Source organism: Streptomyces sp. NPDC003036, from assembly GCF_040611175.1.
In the GTDB taxonomy this organism is placed as follows: Bacteria; Actinomycetota; Actinomycetes; order Streptomycetales; family Streptomycetaceae; genus Streptomyces.
In genome coordinates, this window is the sequence record NZ_JBEXNO010000005.1 from 77,446 (window position 1) to 95,414 (window position 17,969).

A 17,969-nucleotide genomic window follows, 5' to 3' on the forward strand; every position below is an offset into this window, starting at 1 on the left:
GGAGGTCGCACCATGCCGCACGAACCGTCCGCCCGACCCGATGCCACGGACGCCACCGAGCCCGTCACCCTGTCCACGCAGCGCACCCCCGGCTGCCCCTTCGACCCGCCGACCGGACTCGCGGAGGTGCGCGAGGAGCGGCCGCTGGCCCGGATGACCTACCCCGACGGGCACGTCGGCTGGCTCGCCACCGGATACTCCGCGGTCCGCTCGATCCTGGGCGACCCGCGCTTCAGCTCGCGGTACGAGCTGATGCACTACCCCTTCCCCGGCGGCCCCGAGGGCCCTCTGCCGCCCGCGCCCGTCGGCGACATGACCGGCATGGACGCCCCCGAGCACACCCGCTTCCGGCGGCTGCTGATGGGCAAGTTCACCGTCCGCCGCATGCGCCTGCTCACCGAGCGGGTGGAGGAGATCACCGCCGAGCACCTGGACGCGATGGAGCGCAAGGGGCCGGGCACCGACCTGGTCGAGGCGTACGCCCGGCCCATTCCCGCACTGATGATCTGCGAGCTCCTCGGCGTGCCCTACGCCGACCGGGAGCGCTTCCAGCAGCACGCCGACACGATCATGACCCAGGACGTGACGCCCGAGGAACGGTACGCCGCCTTCGTCGGACTCCAGGAGTACATGGGCGAGTTGGTCGCCGCCAAGCGCGCCACCCCGACCGACGACCTGCTCGGCGACCTGGCCCAGGACTCCGACCTCACCGACGAGGAGTTGGTCGGCATCGGGGGCTTCCTCCTCGCCGCCGGGCTCGACACGACCGCGAACATGATCGCCCACGGTACGTTCGCGCTGCTCGCCAACCTGGCCCAGGCCGAGGCCCTGCGCACGGACCCCGATCTCGCCCCGCGGGCCGTCGAAGAACTGCTGCGCTACCTGACGGTCGCCCACACCACCGTGAAAACCGCGCTGGAGGACGTCGAGCTGGACGGCCTCACGATAGCGGCCGGCGAAACCGTCACCCTCTCCCTCGAGGCCGCCAACCGGGACCCGGAGAAGTTCCCCGACCCGGACGTCCTCGACCTGCGCCGCGCGGCCACGGGACACCTGGGCTTCGGGCACGGCATCCACCAGTGCCTGGGCCAGCAACTGGCCCGTGTCGAACTGACGGTGGCCCTGCCCGCGCTGCTGAGGCGGTTCCCCACCCTGCGCCTCGACGTGCCGGCCGAAGAGGTACCCCTGCGCACCGACATGAACATCTACGGCGTGCACCGGCTGCCGGTCACCTGGGACGCGTCCTGAGGGAGGGGGCCTCGCACGAAGTCGGGGACCAGCCGCATCCCACACCACGCGAGCAGCACAAGTGTGCGCCCAGGCCATAGTGCCCTGGAGAGCGGGCTCCATAGCCTGTGCGCCCGCACCCTCAGGCGCACAGGTGGAGACCCCCATGAAAAAGATCGTCGCAGCGTCAGGACTCGCGTTCACTCTGGTCAGCGGCGTCTGGCCGCCCGCCGCACCCATCCCGCCCGCACCAGCCGCCCCGCGCACCCCCGCGGTGTGCGGCGATCTACTCGGGCTGCGGATCCCCGCCTCCGCGATCGGTCTGCCCACCACGGGCGGCGAGGTGACCGCCGCGCAGCCGGTCCCGGCGGCCGGCAGCGGGGCCGCCGCGACCGGCGCCTACTGCCGCGTGGACGCCGCCATCCACCCGGTGGATCCGCGGGCCCCCGACATCAGGATGCGGGTCGCCCTTCCCGAGCAGTGGAACGGGAAAGCGATGATGTTCGGCGGCGGGGGCTACGACGGGACCATCCCCGATGTCACCGGCAACGTCCCGTTCGGCCCGACCGACCGGCCCCGCCCGCTGAGCCGCGGTTACGCCACCTTCGCGAGCGACTCCGGACACCAGGCCGCACCCGGCTTCAAGCCGACCCCCTCGCTGGACGGGTCCTTCGGCGTCAACGACGAAGCGGTACGCAACTTCGCCGGCGACGCCCTGAAGAAGACCAGCGACACCGCGCGGTTCCTCATGCGCGCTCACTACAAGAGTGGTGCTCCCGTCCACAGCTACTTCGCCGGCGGATCGAGCGGCGGGCGGGAGGCGCTCGCCGTGTCCCAGCGCTGGCCCACGGACTTCGACGGCGTCATCGCCGCCTACCCGGCCTGGAACGCCGCGAGCCTCGACCTCTTCTTCGGCTACGAAGCGCAGGTCCTCTCCCGACCCGGAGCCTTCCTCGGCACCGCCGAGCAGCAGCTGCTGCACCGCGCCGTGGTCGCGGACTGCGACGGCGACGACGGCCTCCGCGACGGCGTCGTCTCCCACGAACGCGGCTGCCACTTCAACCCGCGCACGCTGCGCTGCCCGCAGGGCCGGGACACCGCGGACACCTGTCTGTCGGATGCCCAGATCCGCGCCGTAACGGCCCTGTCCTCGCCGCTGCGCTGGCGGTACCGCCTCGCCAGCGGCGAGACCGGCTACCCCGGCTTCCCCTTCCTCTCCGGTGCCGACATGTCGACGCCCCTGCTGGGCATGGGCTCCGAGCCCCCCGGCCGCCCGATGCCCAAGAACAGCGGTTACGGCGTGCAGTTCTGGGACCAGTGGGTGCGGTACTTCGTCACCCGCGACCCCGCGTACGACTCCCTGGCCCTGGACCCCCGCCGCCCCGGTGCCTGGCAGCAGCGCATCAGCGAGCTCTCGGCGCTGCAGGACGTCAACAATCCCGACCTGCGCCCCTTCGCCGAGGCCGGCGGCAAGCTGCTCATGCTGCACGGCACGGCGGACGAGCTCGTCAGCCACCGCTCCACGGTCGACTACTTCCACCGCGTGCAGAAGCGCATGGGCAAGCACGCCACCGACGACTTCGCCCGGCTCTACCTCGTGCCCGGCGCCAACCACGTCAACATCGACACCTCCTTCGCGGCGAGCTGGGACTCGCTGAGCGCCCTGGAGCAGTGGGTGGAGAAGGACGCCGCTCCCCTGCGACCGGTCGTCAGGGACGCCAACCCCGCGGCGAACGGCCGGACCCGGCCGCTGTGCGCCTACCCGTCCTGGCCGCGGTTCACGGGCACCGGAAGCCCCGACTCCGCGGACGCTTTCCTCTGTTCCTCCACGCCCTGACGCACGGAACACGGGGACGCGAGCCCCTCGTGACCCGCCCCCGGGTGTCCCGCTCGCCCGTGTCACTCCGGATCGTTCCGGATGCCGTGCCCGGCGCTCTCCGCACTACCTTGTCGACGCCCGCCAGACCGACCCGTCCGGAGCCCGGGGAGCAGCGATGTCGACGACCGCCACCACCCAACGCCCCACCGCCACCGCCCTCGGACATCAGGAGCGCGAGGTGCTCGGCGCCGTCGGCTGCGGTCTGCGGGACGACGAGATCGCCGGCGCCCTGGGCCTCCGCGAGGACGCCGTGGCCGAACACCTCGCGCGGATCCTCGCGAAGCTCGGGCTGCGCGACCGGGCCGCCGCCATCGTCCACGCCTTCGACTGCGGCCTGGTCGCCCCCGGACGCGGTCCCCGCACACCGTCGGTGCGATCGGTGCCGCGGGCCGCCGCCGGTGAGGCGGCCGGGCCGACGGTACGGATCTCCTTGCTCGGACCGCTGCAGGCGTGGCGGGACGGGCGGCCTCTGGACCTGGGGCACCCCCGCCAGCAAGCCGTACTGGCGACGCTGGCCCTGTGCCCGGAGCGCGGGCTCAGTCAGCAGGAACTGCTCGATGACGTATGGGGCATGGAGCCGCCGGCCGCGAACGTGGTGCCGGTGTACGTCTACCGCTTGCGCAAGGTCCTGCGCGGCGGGGACGGGCCGGATTCGGTCATCGAGTACGCCCGGCGTGGCTACCGGCTGGTCCCCGGGGCGGTCGACGTGGATGTGGTGCGTCTGGAGGAACTGGTCACCGCCATCGGGACGGCCGATCGGGCGGGTGAACCGGCCGAGGCGGTCCGCCTGTGCGCCGAGGCGCTGGAGCTGTTCCGCGGGGGGCCGCTGGCCGGTCTGCCCGGGCCGCTCGCCGAACTGGAGCGGCTGCGGCTCACCGAGCGCCGGCTCTTCGTCGTGCAGCGGAAGGTGGAGGGGCAGCTGCAGCTGGGCCAGGACGCGGAGGCGATCGCCGAGCTGTTCGCCCTGTCCGCGGCGCATCCCCTGAACGAGCCGTTGGCCGCCCTGCTGATGCGGGCGCTGTACCGCAACGGCCGCCAGGCCGACGCACTGGCGGTGTTCGACCGCGCCCGCCGCCGTCTCGCCGACGACCTGGGCGTTCCTCCGAGCCGGATGCTGCGGGGGACGCACCAGATGATCCTGCGCGGCGACGAGTCCGGCCTCGGCCTCATCCCCTCCCCCTCGGCCGCGCGCCTCTCGCGGGGTCCGCGAACGCCACAGGCGCGTCACCACCTGCCGGCAGCCGGTTCCTCCGGCCGATGACAGATGGTGAAGCATGCGGCTACGCGCCCGGCCCGCGAGTCTCCGTGGTTACCAGGAGGCGGGGTGCCAGGCGCCGTTGTACCACTCCTCGTTGGCGCTGTCGTTGTGGTGGTCCATGTTGAAGTCGTGGGGGTAGTTCTTCACGTGGTTGTTCGGGTAGGTCCAGATGCCGGCGGACTCGTCGCAGACGTAGTCCCAGTGGCAGATCGTCTTGACCGGCACGTCGCCGAAGAACCGGTCGGCGCCGGCGAGCGGGGCGCCGACGAAGCCGCCGAACGGCACGGCCCCGCCGTTGGCCCCGGGAGGGCCCTGGCGCTTGGGGTCCGCGATGAGGATGGCGTTGACGTTCTTGAACGTCTGCCAGTTCTCGGTGACCCAGATGTGCACCACCGCCGCGCCCAGTGAATACCCGCCCATCTTGACGTGCTGGCCCGGGCACGCGGCGCGCTGGTCGCGCACCAGCCGGTTCAGCTCGTTGACGCCCGCCCGGGCGCTCGCACCGTTGGGGATCTGGGTGGGGTACCCGACGTGCTGCTGGATGTTGCCGGTGAAGCCGTCGTTGTTCCACGAGCTTCCCGTGCCGCCGACGACGATCGTGTAGGTGCCCTCGCACGGAGCCGCCGCTTGCGCCGTGGATCCCTGTGCCACCGAGAGCCCGGCCGTCAGCACGAGCCCCGCCAACGCGGCCGCGAACCTTTTCGCCCGCATTCGATCCTCCCCATGTAGTCGGCCTCCGCGCCCGCTTTTCCGATGCGGTACGCGGTCGGCCGCGGTTACCGGACGACCTTGGCAGCAGCCGATGACATCCCGATGAAACGCGCACGGGCCGAGTGCGAGGGAGAGGCTCCGGCGCCAACGCGGCGGGGGTGCGGGCCGGTTCCATCGGTATTTCATCGGCGCCCTCTACCGTCGGCCGCCGACCGCCGACCGCCCGCCGCCGGAGAAGAAGCGACCGCTCGGCCGGTCGGCTGGACTCCGCGTACCGCACCCCGCACCCCGCATTCCGCACTCCGCAACGGAAAGGCACACCGTGGCAAGAACCGGCTTATACCGCGTGTTCACCGTGTTCACCAGACTGGCCGTCGTGGCCGGCATATGGGCGTTGGTCGTCGGGATGACCGCCTCGGCCGCTGTCGCCCGGCCCGGGCCCGTCCCGGACCCGGGCGACGACCGGTCCGGCGTCTCCCGGTACTTCAGTGGCCCAGAGGGCTTCGCCATTCCGACCGTGCCGTGTGATCCGGCCGGCCCGTCGGCCACCGACGGCGTCATGGCCGACCAGCTCAACCCGCAGCTGCGCGCGAAGATGGCCGGCTACCTGAACGCCTACAAGATGTCCTGCGCGCGGATGGTCACGCAGGCGGTGAAGGACCGGGGGCTCAACCCGAGAGCCGCGGCGATCGCCATCGCCACGATCATCGTCGAGAGCAGCATGAACAACTACTCCCAGGCCGTCGACCACACCAGCCTCGGGCTGTTCCAGCAGCAGGACTGGTGGGGCACCCGGGAGCAGCGCCTGAACCCGACCTACGCCACCAACGCCTTCCTCGACGCGATGGAACGGCAGTACCCGGGCGGCTCGTGGAACAACGTGGCGATCGGCGACGTGTGCTGGAACGTCCAGCGCCCGAGGGAGGACCTGCGCCACCTGTACGGGATCGAGGCGGACGACGCGGTACTCATCGCCAACGCGCTGTGGTCCGGTACGGGCGGCGGCCCCAAGCACCCGTACGCCTCCGGCCGGGTGGTGTCCGGGCGGTCCGCGGACGGGAGGCTGGAGGCCTTCGCCGCGGGTGAAGACGGCGTGTACCACGCGTGGCAGACGACGGTGAACGGCGCCTGGTCGCAGTGGCGGTTCGCGGGCGGCCCGCGCGACGCGCAGCTGGCGGTGGCGTCCAACGCGGACGGCAGGCTGGAGCTCTTCGCGCTGTCGGACAGCACCTTCGAGCACATGTGGCAGACCTGGCCCAGTGCGGGTTGGTCCGCGTGGGAGAACTTCGGCACCGGCGGGTACCGACTGGCGGCGGGCAACAACGCCGACGGCCGCATCGAGGTGTTCGCCTCCAACGCCAACGGCGTCTTCCACCGCTGGCAGACCGCGCCCAGCGGCGGCTGGGCCGCCTGGGAAGGCGTCGGCGGTGGCCCCGCCAACGCGCGCCTCGCCATGGAGACCGCGCCCGATGGACGACTCGAGGTCTTCGCGCTGTCGGACGCGACGTTCGGGCACCTGTACCAGACCGGCGTCAACGGCGGCTGGTCCGCCTGGGAGAACTTCGGCGGCGGCGGACACGACGTCGCCACCGGCTACAACCAGGACGGCAGGCTGGAGGTGTTCGCCTCCAACACCAACGGCGTCTTCCACCGCTGGCAGACCAGTCCGACCACGTGGTCGGAGTGGACGGGCACCGGCGGGCTCGCCAACGCCGAGCTGACCACCTCGCGGTCGGTCGACGGCCGGGTCGAGGTGTTCGCGATCAACGCCACCAGCGCGAGCCACGCCTGGCAGACCGCCCCCAACGCGGCGTACGCGCCGTGGGAGACCTTCGGTGGCGGCGGCACCGAGATCGGGGCGGGCAACAACGCCGACGGTCGGATCGAGGTGTTCGGCACCAGCCACGCCGGTGTCTACCACCGGTGGCAGACCGGGTTCGCCACGTGGTCGGAATGGGGCTGGCTGAACGATTCCGGCCCCGCGGTCGACTAGGTGTCGTCCGGCAGGGCCCTGTCCGGTAGGTCAGGGCCCTGCCGGGTCCTTCAGGAGGCGAAGGACCTCTCCAGCCGGGGAATCAGGTCCCGGAGGTCCTCTTCCCAGCAGCCTGCGTTGTGGCCGCCGTTGCACCGGGTGCCCCAGCCGGAACCGTCGCCGTAGTTGACGTAGGAGTAGGACATGCCCAGGGCGTCCATGGCGGCCTTGACGTTCTTGGCCGCGCCCGCGACCCAGAACTCGGGTTCGAGGGGCGATCCGCCCCCGTCGCCCACGTAGACGGAGACCCCGACTCCGCCCTTGGCGAGCCTGTCCATGTGCTGGGAGGGTCGACCTCGTTCCACCGCCAGTCGGCGTTGAACACCGGGTAGGGCGAGCCGAACGCGGCGTCACTGTCCACAGCGGGCTTGTACGGGGAGTCGTTGGGGTCACAGGCTCCGGACGCCGAGCCGCAGATCGCGCCGGCCGCGTCGATCAGGGAGGCGACGACGGCCAGCCGCAGGTCCATGGACCTGACCGACAGGTCGATGTCCCCCGACAGGGAGGCGGTGTGGCTGAACAGGTCGGGACGGACCTGGGCGTAGTGGAAGGCCCCGAACCCGCCCATGGAGACGCCGGCGATGGCCCGCGCCCTCTTGGTGGCGATGGTCCGCAGGTTCGCGTCGATGAACGGGATCACCTGCTTGAGGTGGAAGTTCTCCCAGTTCTGGGCACCGGCCGCGGTCTTAGTTGCCGGAGACGAGCGAGTTGGGCGTGTGGACCGGGTCCTTGGGGTCGAAAGCCACCCGCCACGGCAGTTTGTCGATCGACTGCCCGCCGAGCAGGCGGACCCAGTAGTTCGCGAACAGCCAGGATCCCCGGCTGTCCGCCGTGTAGTCGTGGTCCTTCCAGGCGTCCAGGATCGGGCAGGCCTCGCTCACGTTGACGAGGTTGCCGTCCACCAGGACGAGCCCGAAGGGTGCGTTCCGGCAGGCCGTCACCGTGGCGTTGAGGGCCAGGTCGGCCGCCCTGCTGTTGCCGGCGAAGAGCAGCTTCCCCATGGTCTGCGGTGTGAAGCCCTTGCCCGGCAGGCCGTCGGTGCCGTTGATCCGGTTCCGCGCGGTCAGGATCAGCTCCTGGGTGCGCAGCGACCGGGGCGTCACCGTGTCGCCCATCACCTTGGGGAAGGACAGCGGTTGCTCGGGGTTGGCCAGCCAGGCGCTGTCGTTGGCGTTGCCCACGAAGTCGGACCGGATCAGGCGGGGCTGCTTGTGCGGGTCCATGAGTCCCGGCGCGACCGCGTTGGGGTCGTCGGGCCAGTCGTACGCGCTGCGCTTGCCGTCGAAGATGGAGACCGGCGGTACGTTCGACGGCCGCAGCCCCGGGTTGAACAGCAGCTGACCGGTCATGGTGAGGCACGACCGGGCGTGCTCATCGGTGATGTTCGCGGTGGCCTGGATGTCCGCGTACAGCGCGTTGCCCTTGCGGTCGGAGGCGACGGTGTTGAAGAAGGGGACGCCCTGCGTGGTCTCCAGGGTGTTCACCACGTCGTGGACGTCCTTGGCCTGGTCGAGGCGGAACCAGGTGTTCAACGCCCGCAGGTTGTCCATGTTCACATCGCGCACCGCGTGCGCGCTGACCACCCAGGGCAGCGGGACGCCCTGCAGCGAGGTGGTGATCGGGCCGTAACGGGTGGACCACAGCGTCCTCGTGACCCTGCCGAGGGTGCCGTCCGCGTTCCGCACGTCGACGCCGACCTGCTGGGAGGTCATCTGCTCCCACACGCCGTCGACCCGACCAGGTACTTGGTCGGGTTCAGCGGATCGACCTGCACGTCGAACAGCCCGAACGGAGCTACGGTGGCGACCGTGTGGCTCCAGGCGACGTTCTCGTTGTAGCCGATGTTCACCGCGGGGAATCCGAGCAGGCTCGCTCCGGAGACGTTGACCTTCCCCGGGATCGTCAGCTGGCTCTGCCACATCCGGTTCTTGCCCTGCCACGGAAAGTGCGGGTTGGCCAGCAGCATGCCGGTGCCCCCGGACACGCCTTGTGAACCCACGGCCAACGCGTTGCTGCCCATGCCCTGTTTACGGCTCACCGCCATGGCGTCGCGTATCTTCTTCGCGGTCTCGGCGGGCGAGGAGGCCGGCGGCGCCGCGGCCGGGGCTCCCGGAGATGCGGCTCCCGGGGGTGCGGCGTTCACCTGGCCGTCCAGCAGCGCATCGGCGCTGCCCATGATGATCTCGGCGTGCGCGTGCCGGTAGACGTCCAGTTCCGTGATGGGCCGCACCCAGGCCGCGCCGCGGCAGGCCGGGTCGGAGAGGTCGTTCACGCCCGTCTCGGACAGGTACCTGTTGTATCCCGCGAATGGCCTCCTTGACCTCCGGCTCCGGTCCGTTGGGGGCGGGCTGGTCAAGCAGCCGCTCCACCACCCGGTTGTCCTTGATCCGCTGGAAGTAGAGGTCGCTGTTGAGGTTGGACGTGGTGTTCTGGTCCTGGCCGGGGCTCGCCCTGCCGTCGGGTCCCAGATAGCGGGACCTCTGGGCGTTGACCATCAGATAGGTGTCCGCCAGGGTGCAGATGTTGTCCTTGGCCGCCGCGTATCCGTAGCCGGTTCCCAGGTCCTCCCAGTTCGAGGCGATGATGTGCGGTATCCCGTACTCGGTGTAACGGATCGTCGGCCTGTCCGGCCCCGGTCCGGCGGCGGCCGCTCCCGTGGCCGCCGAACCGGTGGCCGCCATCGTGCTCATCACCGGCACCGCGGCCGTGACCGCCATCGGCAGCCTCGATCCGCGTCTCCTCCACGCCATCGCTCCGTCCTTCCCTTTGTCGACGGGCCGTCGCCCGAACGCGGCCACGCTAAGGAGGAGCGATGAAATCCCGATGATGCATGCCGCCGGGCACGGTGTGGCGAGGTGACGCCATGAAGCGGCGCTTCCTAGCCGAAGTGCGTCCGCCTGTCAGTCCGTCATCTTCCGGGGTCCCCCGGCGTCCGCCCGTTGCTACCTTCCCTACCTCCCGGCCGCTCGGCCTCATGGGTAAGGAGGGTTTCGTGCTTCGTGGTCTTTCCCGACGCGCACAGGCCTGTGTTCTCGCGGCGACAGCCGCCCTGCTGCTGCCGGCCCTGGCACCCGCGCCTGCGGCCGCGGCCCGGGCCGCCGCTGCCACCGCGGCCTGCCCGGCCGCCGGCTTCGTGTCCCAGCACTTCCACAGCCGTCACAACGGCGTCGACATCGCCAACGATGTCGGGACGCCGATCTACGCCGTGGGCGACGGCGAGGTGACCATCTCCGGGTACACCGGCGACTACGGCCAGTGGATCCGCGTCCAGCACCCGGACGGGAGGATCTCCGAGTACGGCCACATGTCCCGGCGGGACGTCTCCGTCGGCGACCACGTGGTGGCCGGCCAGCAGATCGCCCTGATGGGTTCCGAGGGGAACTCCACCGGCCCCCACCTCCATCTGCGGATCTGGGGAGACCGGTCCGCCTCGTACGGCATCGACCCCGAGGACTACCTCGCGGAGCGTGGCGTCGTCCTGCCCTGCACCCCGGGCAGCGGCCCGCGGCCCCGGCCGCTGGTGTATCCGGCGGAGTCGGGCCGGGTCGTGTCGGCGCGGTCGGCGGACGGGCGCCTGGAGGTGTTCGCCGCGGGAGCCGACGGCGTCCACCACGCCTGGCAGCGGGAAGCCAACGGCGACTGGTCGGCCTGGGAAGCCCTCGGCGGGCCCGCCAACGCGGAACTCGCCCTCGCCCCCAACGCCGACGGCCGCCTGGAGCTGTTCGCCCTCAACGGGAACACCTTCCAGCACCGCTGGCAGACGAGCCCGTCCGGTGGCTGGTCGGCCTGGGAGACCTTCGGCGGCGGCGGCCGGGACACCGCTGCCGGTGTCAACGCCGACGGCCGCATCGAGGTCTACGCGTCCGGCCCGGTCGGGCTGTTCCACAAGTACCAAGTCACCCCGAACGGCGGCTGGTCGGAGTGGGAGCCCACGGGCGGCGGCCCCGCCGACAGCCGCGTGGAGATGGGGAAGGCACCCGACGGACGCCTGGAGGTCTTCGCCCTCAACGGCAGCACCTTCGAGCACCGGTACCAGACCGCCCCCAACGGCGGCTGGTCCCCGTGGGGCGCCTTCGGCGGCGGCGGACGCGACCTGACCGTCGACCACAACGCCGACGGACGCCTGGAGGTCTTCGCCTCCGGCCCGGTCGGCGTGTTCCACAAGTACCAGACCAGCGCCACCAGTTGGTCCGACTGGGAGCCCACCGGTGGCCCCGCCGACGCCCAGCTCACCAGCGAGCGCACCCCCGACGGCCGCGTCGAGGTCTTCGCCATGAACGGCGGCACCGCCATGCACATGTGGCAGAGCGCCGTCAACGCCCCCTACAGCGACTGGGCCCCCTTCGGGACAGGCGGCACCGAAGTCACCGCCGCCGCCAACGCCGACGGCCGCATCGAGATCTTCGGCACCAGCCACGCCGGCACCTTCCACCGATGGCAGACCGGCTTCGCCACCTGGTCCGCATGGACGTGGGTCAACGACACCGCCGGCCCCACCCTCGACTGACCGTCTCCGAACACCCCACACCCACGGCCCCTGGCCGGCCGCGCCCGTACGGCACGGCCGGCCACACGGCCCCTCTGGAGGGACCTCGTGCTTCCGATCAGCCGACGGAGCCTGCTGCGCGGCGCCGCCGGGGCGGGCGCGCTCCCGTTCCTGGGCGCCGGCCCGGCCGTCGCCGCGGCCCCGGGCGCCATCCCGCCACCGTACTGGGTCGGCGCGGGCCCCTTCGCGTACGTCTACGACCCGTCCGGCCCCGCCGGCCCGCGCTACCTCAACGACCACACGCTGATCAAGGCTCAGGGCCGCTGGCACGTGTTCGCCATCGTCGGGGACAGCGCGCCGCGCGGCGAGTCCCCGGACAGTGCGGCGGAGATCGCCTTCGCCCACGCCTCCGCGTCGAGCCCGTACGGGCCGTGGACCACCCACGCCGACGCGCTCACCGTCGACCCGTCCTACTTCGGCGAGGAACACCTGTGGGCGCCGCACGTCGTCGAGGCCGGCGGCAGGTTCTGGATGTTCTACGCCGCGGGCGGAGAGCGTGGTGCCGCGATCAACCTCGCCACGTCGACCGATCTGTTCACCTGGACCCGCGAACCCTCCGGCCCGCTGTTCCGGGGGCTCGCGGCGCGTGACCCCATGGTGCTGCGGGTGGGCGGCGAGTGGGTCATGTACTACACGGAACTCTCGGCCGCGGGCGGCCACCATGTCGTGGCCTTCCGGCGGTCCGCCGACCTGCTGCACTGGAGCGAGCCGGGCGTCGCGTTCACCGACGCGAGCACGGACGCGACCGTCTCCGTCACGGAGTCGCCGTGCGTCGTCGAACGGGACGGCTGGTACTACCTGTTCATCGGTCCGCGCAACGGCTACGAGGGCACCGACGTCCTGGCGTCGCGGGACCCGTTCCGCTTCGAGCTCGCCGGGTACGCGGGGCATGTGCCCGGTCACGCCGTCGAGGTGGTCGGCGACGGGGAGGCGTGGTACGCCACCGCCGCGGGCTGGTTCCGGAACGGGCTGTACGTGGCGCCCCTGCACTGGCGGGACACGCCACCGCCGTGGCAAAGCCCCGACAACCCCGTGGCCGCCCGCGATGTGGACGGCCGTCTCACGGTGTTCGCGCTCGACGCCACCGACCGCTCGATGCTGCGGCGCGTCCAGACCGACCCGTACGCGGACACCTGGTCGGAGTGGGAGCCCTTCGGCGGACCGGCCGGCGCCGTTCCCGCACTCGGCCGCAACGCCGACGGCAGGCTCGAAGTGTTCTCGCTCGCCCCGGGCGGCGCCAACCTGCACCACCGGGTGCAGCGGCCGGACGGCGGCTGGCACCCCTGGGAGGAGTTCGGCGGCCCGGCCGGCGCCGCCCCTGCCGTGGCCCGTGACGCCGACGGCCGGCTGGAGGTCCTCGCGCTCGGCCCGGGCGGCGCGTCCGTCGCGCGGCGACGGCAGGGGGCACCCGGGTCCCTCGCCTGGGGCCCGTGGGAGCCCGGCTTCGGTGCGGCGGCGGGCGCGCCACCGGCGGTCACGGCGAACGCGGACGGCCGGCTGGAGGTGTTCGCCCTGTCGCCCGGCGGCGCCGGGATCCACCACCGTTGGCAGGAGGCCACCGGTGGCCCCTGGACGGCGGCATGGCACCGGTTCGGCACCGCGGCCGGCGCCGCGCCCCGGGTGGCCAGGGACGGCAGCGGCAGGCTCACCGTCGCCGCGATCGGACCGTCGGGCGTGGGGACTTTCGTCCGGCGGCAGACCGTGCCGAGCGGCGGCTGGGGCGAGTGGCTGCCGCTGTTCGGCTGGAGCGCGGCCGCCCCCGCTCTCGCCACCAACGCCGACGGCCGGCTGGAGGCGCTCTCCCTGTCGCCCGGCGGCGCCCGACTGAGCCACCGCTGGCAGGTGGCTCCCGGTGGGGACTGGCATCCGGGCGGGGAGTTCGGCGAGCCCGGCATGAGGCTCGCCGCCACGCCCACGGCCGCGCTCGACTCCTCCGGGCGGCTGCACGTCTTCGCCGTCACCGTCGCGGGCAGGATACGGACCCGTGTCCAGGACCGGCCGAGCGGCGGATGGCGCCCCTGGGCGGCCTTCGGCGAGCGCGCGGTCGCGCCCCTCGTGTCGGGCGCTCCCGCCGGCTGAGCGAGTGGCCGAAGTACGCCGGTGAACCCCTGATCGATGAGTATCGTTCGGCTCGTCCGGAAAGTCTGACGAGGGGAACGGGGGCAGCGGTGAGCGGCGTAGTCGTCCATCTGCCGCAGGGGAACGGTGGCGCCGACGGCGGCGAACCGCGCGGTGAGGCGGTGACGTTACGGCTCGGTCCCGGCCAGGTCGCCCGCTTCGGACGGGGTTCCACAGCGGTTCCCGTCGAGCTGCGCCTCGCGGATCCGGCGATCTCCCGGCTCGCCGGGGAGATCCGCGTGACCGACGACCACTGGCAGCTGACGAACCACAGCACCACCCACAGCTACCTCGTGGAGAATCCGGAGGGAGCGGGGGAATACCTGAGGGTCGCGCCGCGCCGGGTCGGAGCGCCCATCCCGTTCGAGTTCTCCCGCGTGGTGCTGCCCACCCGCGGTGATGTCACCATCTCCTTCCAGGTGTTCGCCCCCGACCACCTCTATCTGGACCCGGACGCCATGGGCGTTCCATGGGGAACCAGCACGGTGACCGCGTATTCCCTGGACGAGACGGCCACGTACTTCCTGGTTCTCGTCGCGCTGTGCGAACCGCGCCTGCGTGACCAGTCCCGCGTGGCGGTCCCCACGACCCCCCAGATCGTGGAGCGGCTCAGGGGGCACGTCACCTGCGGTGCGCTGACCGCGCGGGCGGTCAGCTCGCATATCGACTACCTCGCCGAGGAGAAGCTGCGCATGGGTGCCCCGGACGCCCACGAACCCGGCAAGGGTGACCGCCGCAACGGCAAACGGGAGGAGATCGTCGGGCTCGCGCTCCGGTTCGGGCTCGTACGGGAAGAGCACCTCGCGCTGCTGCCGCCCCTGACGGGGGCCGGCGGGCGGGAGCGGCCGGCCGCACGATGACAGCGCCGCACAGAGTGGGAGACACCGCGGAGTACGACCGGAGCGAGCTGCTCCCGCCCGGGTACCGGGTGGGCAACTGGGTGGTCACCCGGCTGATCGGGTCCGGAGGCTGGTCCACCGTCTACGCGGCGAGGCCGGCCGACGAGCACCCGGGCGGCACCGGCGGGCTCCCCGCGGGCGGGGCCCCGGGCCCCACCGAGGTCGCGCTCAAGATCATGCCGACCGCCGGGCTGGCGCCGCGGCAGGCGCGCAGGATCGTGGAGTCCGCCCGCCGCGAGGTGGAGCTCGGGCGCAGGGCCGGGCATCCCCGGCTGATCGGCCTGCTGGAGTCGTTCGTCCTCCCCGCACCCGACCTCCCTTCCCTGGAGGGCGCGTTGGTGCTGGTCATGGAACGGGCCGCCGGCAGTCTGCGGGAACGCGTCGACGCGGGGGTGCCCGAGGCCGATCGCGCCCGGCTCATCGCGGGAATCTGCGAGGGGCTCGCCCATCTCCACCGGGCGGGCTGGGTCCACGCGGATCTCAAGCCGGAGAACGTCCTGCTGGGCGAGGACGGTTCCGTGAAGCTGTCGGACTTCGGCCTCGCCACCGAGCTGACGGGGACGCACGGCTACGCGCCGCCGATGGGCACCCTGGACTACCTGCCGCCCGAGCGCTGGAGGGCGCCCCTCGGCGAACTCGGTGTGCAGGTCCGGCCGACGGCCGACATCTGGGCCCTGGGCATCGTCATCCACGAGGTGTTCGCGTCGGGGGAATCACCGTTCCCCGGGGCCACACCCATGGCGCGGGGCGCCGCCGTCCAGGAGTACGGCGCGGGGCGCGCCCCGCTGCGCATGGACCACGCCGTGCCGCCGTTCTGGCGGGCGCTGATCGCCGACTGCCTCGCACCGACCCACGCGGCCCGCGCTCCCCACACCGCCGAGAGCCTGCTCGCGCGCATCACCGCCCGGGAGGGGGAGGGGCCCGAGGTGGGGGCGGGGCGGCGGCGGGACCGGGCACGCGCCGCCGTCCTCGCCACCGCGCTGTGCGGGATCGCCGGCGCGACCCTGTGCTCGGACGCGGTACGGGCGAGCTCGTCCGCACCGCCCGGCCGTGCGGGCGCGACGGTCGGCACGGTCCGGGTGTTCAACGCGGAGCGGGGCTGCCAGGACCGGGTCGACCGGGACCCGCAGTGCAGTCTGGGCCTGGCGATCGATCCTGTGCGGCCCTACACCGCGGACAACGTCGTCCCGACGAGGGTGTGGCACGGCGACGTCCTCACCGCGGACTGCGAAGTGCCCGACGGGCAGCCCATCATCGACGAGGAGGACCTGCGGTCCACCCACTGGTTCCGCGTCCGCCTCCCACCCGGCTCCACACCCCCCGCGGCCTGGCTGCCCGCCGTACGCACCAGGGACCGGCCGCCCCTGCCGGAGTGCCCGCACGCCGCGGCCGTGCGCTGACGGGGGGGTGGACCCCGTTCACGCCTTCACCGCTTCACTCCTGGGTGTGCGTTCCCGTGTCTTCGAAGGAGACGGAGGGGGACATGACCCATCAGAAGGGTCCATGTCACCTTCAACGAAAAGGGGTAGGTACGGGCGAGGTTTCGCACATCGAAGAGGCTGAGGTATACGAGCCGCCCGTGCTGGTCGAGGCAGGGTCCTATGCCGAGGCCACCCGCGGATACGCGGGGTGGGTGTGGGACGGCTTCAGCGGCTTCTTGACCCCCGGAGGCTGACCGTACGGCCTGTGGTGGACGCTGGTTCGCGGTTTCACCGGGCCGCGGGGCGGCGTCCGCCCTTGAGTACATCCCCGCCGTCGAAGACGACGGGCCTCACACCACGCGCACCGGTGAACAGCGCTGTCAGCCGATGCCGACGGTCCTCTGCGCGGTCACGGCGCGGGAGTCGCGGGCGGTGGCGAAGGTGTAGAGGCCGGGGACGAGGGTCCAGGTGCCGGCGGTCCAGACGGTCGGCCACCACGGCACCTCCGACGTGCACGACTCCGTGGTCGACGCGGACGATCTGGGCGCGGGGCTGGTGGTCGACCACCTCGTCGCGCTCGGGCACCGGGACATCGCCTTGGTCGGGCGCACCATGGGCGCGACCGCCGCGCGGATGCTGATCGCACGCGTCGAGGGACGGCGCGACCGAGCCATGCAGACCACGATGCCCCCCGGCTGGTCGTCCGGCGCAGCACCGCGGCGCCCGGCGTCCGATAGCCGCGGGCCACGGGCCGCAGACCGCGCGGACCTCGAGTGCCCGGCCACCCGGGCACTGATCACACCTTCGACTATGCGTCCGGGTGTGCCTCCTGCCCACCCCTCGCGCCATTCGATGTGGAGATGGTCCCGATCCACCGGATGGATACTCTCCGGTCAGGCGGAGGCGGGAGACCTCAGGCCTGTGTGTCGGCGATGCGGCGTCCGACCCTGGCCGCGGTCTCCCTGAGCCAGATGTGGGCGGCGTCGTGGGTATGGACGGGGTGCCACCACAGGGCTTCGCGCAGGGGGACGGCTTCGTAGGGCGGGTCGAGGACGCGTACGGCGGCGAGGGGGGCGAGCATGCGGGCGAGGCGGGCCTGGACGAGGGCGATGCGGCGGGTGCCGGCGACGAGCGCGGGCAGGGCGTGGAAGCTGTCGACGGAGACCTCGACACGCGGTTCGATGCCGAGCATGCCAAGCTGGCGCACGGCGGGGGCGTCATAGGTGCGCTGGTAGGTGACCCAGGGCAGGCGGGCGAGGTCCTGGCGGGTGAGGCGGTCCTCGACGCTGGGGTGGTCGTCGGCGACGACGAAGACCCAGCGGTCGTCGTAGAGGTCGGTGGCGGGGAAGTCGCTGATGACGCCGTGGGGCATCAGGAGGCCGTCCGTGGCGCTGAGGAGGCTCGCGGTGTCGTCGACGACGGTGAGGGGGGTCCGGGTGAAGCGCAGGCGGATGCCCGGGGCCTCTTCGTGGATGACGCGGGCCAGTTCGACGCCGAAGACGTCGACGGCGTAGTCGGAGGCGACGATGCGGAACTCGCGGGTCTCGGTGGCCGGGTCGAAGGCCGCCTGGCTGGTGAAGAGGCGTTCCAGCACGTCGTACGCGGTGGCGGTGCGGTCCAGGAGCACCTGGCCGAGGGCGGTCAGTTCGTACTGGCTTCCCACCCGGGAGAGCAGTTCGTCGCCGAAGTGGCGGCGCAGGCGGGCCAGGGCGGCGCTCATCGCGGGCTGGCTGAGTCCGACGCGTTGTCCGGCTTTGGTGACGTTGCGCTCCTCGAGGAGGGCGCGGAGCGCGACGACGAGGTTGAGGTCGAGTCGGGCGAGGTTCACGACGCGGAGTCCCTTCTCGGAAGCGGCATCAGCACGCGCTATTTGTTTCA

Annotated in this window: 15 protein-coding genes and 2 pseudogenes; 10 read left to right on the forward strand and 7 right to left on the reverse strand. The window is 72.2% G+C overall.

The genetic code is table 11. The annotated features are described in order from the left end of the window. Nucleotides 1-12 precede the first annotated feature (12 nt). The 3 genes from ABZX67_RS05510 (at nucleotide 13) to ABZX67_RS05520 (ending at nucleotide 4,367) form a co-directional block, all read left to right on the forward strand. Complete coding sequence (locus tag ABZX67_RS05510) at nucleotides 13-1,248, forward strand: cytochrome P450 (RefSeq protein ID WP_355354946.1); 1,236 nt, start codon at nucleotides 13-15, stop codon at nucleotides 1,246-1,248. Nucleotides 1,249-1,393: 145 nt separating this feature from the next. Next, on the forward strand, nucleotides 1,394-3,064 hold the full coding sequence (locus ABZX67_RS05515; RefSeq protein WP_355354949.1) for a tannase/feruloyl esterase family alpha/beta hydrolase: 1,671 nt from the start codon (nucleotides 1,394-1,396) through the stop codon (nucleotides 3,062-3,064). A 157-nt stretch (nucleotides 3,065-3,221) separates the two neighbouring features. After that, the gene (locus tag ABZX67_RS05520) at nucleotides 3,222-4,367 is read left to right on the forward strand and encodes a BTAD domain-containing putative transcriptional regulator (RefSeq protein WP_355354952.1); all 1,146 of its coding nucleotides are present in this window, start codon (nucleotides 3,222-3,224) and stop codon (nucleotides 4,365-4,367) included. A gap of 48 nt (nucleotides 4,368-4,415) precedes the next feature. On the opposite strand, the gene ABZX67_RS05525 is transcribed toward ABZX67_RS05520, so the two are convergent. Beyond that, nucleotides 4,416-5,075 carry a cutinase family protein gene (locus ABZX67_RS05525; RefSeq protein ID WP_355354954.1) on the reverse strand — a complete coding sequence of 220 codons (660 nt, stop codon included), beginning with the start codon at nucleotides 5,073-5,075 and terminating at the stop codon, nucleotides 4,416-4,418. Nucleotides 5,076-5,397: 322 nt separating this feature from the next. Here ABZX67_RS05525 and ABZX67_RS05530 point away from each other — a divergent pair, with 322 nt between their 5' ends. Further along, entirely contained in the window at nucleotides 5,398-7,068 is a 1,671-nt protein-coding gene (locus ABZX67_RS05530) for a peptidase M23 (RefSeq protein WP_355354957.1), read from the forward strand. Between the two features lie 50 nt (nucleotides 7,069-7,118). Here the strand turns inward: ABZX67_RS05530 and ABZX67_RS05535 are convergent. The 4 genes and pseudogenes from ABZX67_RS05535 to ABZX67_RS05550 form a co-directional block, all read right to left on the reverse strand. Then, nucleotides 7,119-7,783, reverse strand: a pseudogene (locus ABZX67_RS05535) (alpha/beta hydrolase-fold protein); the annotation flags it as partial. 10 nt (nucleotides 7,784-7,793) lie between these two features. Then, a complete protein-coding gene (locus ABZX67_RS05540) occupies nucleotides 7,794-8,819 on the reverse strand; it encodes a penicillin acylase family protein (RefSeq protein WP_355354960.1) in 1,026 nt (341 codons plus the stop codon). Further along, on the reverse strand, nucleotides 8,816-9,379 hold the full coding sequence (locus tag ABZX67_RS05545; RefSeq protein ID WP_355354963.1) for a penicillin acylase family protein: 564 nt from the start codon (nucleotides 9,377-9,379) through the stop codon (nucleotides 8,816-8,818). Before ABZX67_RS05545 ends, ABZX67_RS05540 begins: the two co-directional genes overlap by 4 nt. 79 nt (nucleotides 9,380-9,458) lie before the next feature. Then, a pseudogene (locus ABZX67_RS05550) lies at nucleotides 9,459-9,857 on the reverse strand (penicillin acylase family protein); the annotation flags it as partial. On the opposite strand from ABZX67_RS05550, the gene ABZX67_RS05555 reads away from it, so the two are divergent. The 6 genes from ABZX67_RS05555 to ABZX67_RS05580 all read left to right on the forward strand — a co-directional run bounded on the left by ABZX67_RS05555 (nucleotide 9,763) and on the right by ABZX67_RS05580 (nucleotide 16,345). Continuing rightward, a complete protein-coding gene (locus tag ABZX67_RS05555) occupies nucleotides 9,763-9,966 on the forward strand; it encodes a hypothetical protein (protein ID WP_355355268.1) in 204 nt (67 codons plus the stop codon). The pseudogene ABZX67_RS05550 and the gene ABZX67_RS05555 sit on opposite strands and share 95 nt — an antisense overlap. Before the next feature lie 133 nt (nucleotides 9,967-10,099). Continuing rightward, nucleotides 10,100-11,614, forward strand: a complete 1,515-nt coding sequence (locus tag ABZX67_RS05560; RefSeq protein WP_355354965.1) for a peptidoglycan DD-metalloendopeptidase family protein — start codon at nucleotides 10,100-10,102, stop codon at nucleotides 11,612-11,614. Between the two features lie 87 nt (nucleotides 11,615-11,701). Beyond that, nucleotides 11,702-13,732, forward strand: coding sequence for a family 43 glycosylhydrolase (locus ABZX67_RS05565; protein ID WP_355354968.1), 2,031 nt, complete (start codon nucleotides 11,702-11,704; stop codon nucleotides 13,730-13,732). 89 nt (nucleotides 13,733-13,821) lie between these two features. Then, the gene (locus ABZX67_RS05570) at nucleotides 13,822-14,631 is read left to right on the forward strand and encodes an FHA domain-containing protein (RefSeq protein ID WP_355354971.1); all 810 of its coding nucleotides are present in this window, start codon (nucleotides 13,822-13,824) and stop codon (nucleotides 14,629-14,631) included. Continuing rightward, nucleotides 14,628-16,070 carry a serine/threonine-protein kinase gene (locus ABZX67_RS05575; RefSeq protein ID WP_355354974.1) on the forward strand — a complete coding sequence of 481 codons (1,443 nt, stop codon included), beginning with the start codon at nucleotides 14,628-14,630 and terminating at the stop codon, nucleotides 16,068-16,070. The genes ABZX67_RS05570 and ABZX67_RS05575 overlap by 4 nt, the downstream gene beginning before the upstream one ends. 83 nt (nucleotides 16,071-16,153) lie before the next feature. After that, complete coding sequence (locus ABZX67_RS05580; RefSeq protein ID WP_355354977.1) at nucleotides 16,154-16,345, forward strand: lasso RiPP family leader peptide-containing protein; 192 nt, start codon at nucleotides 16,154-16,156, stop codon at nucleotides 16,343-16,345. A gap of 126 nt (nucleotides 16,346-16,471) precedes the next feature. Here ABZX67_RS05580 and ABZX67_RS05585 read toward each other — a convergent pair whose 3' ends face one another. Continuing rightward, a complete protein-coding gene (locus ABZX67_RS05585) occupies nucleotides 16,472-16,765 on the reverse strand; it encodes a hypothetical protein (RefSeq protein ID WP_355354980.1) in 294 nt (97 codons plus the stop codon). Nucleotides 16,766-17,004: 239 nt separating this feature from the next. After that, nucleotides 17,005-17,919 carry a LysR family transcriptional regulator gene (locus tag ABZX67_RS05590; protein WP_355354983.1) on the reverse strand — a complete coding sequence of 305 codons (915 nt, stop codon included), beginning with the start codon at nucleotides 17,917-17,919 and terminating at the stop codon, nucleotides 17,005-17,007. Nucleotides 17,920-17,969: the final 50 nt, after the last annotated feature.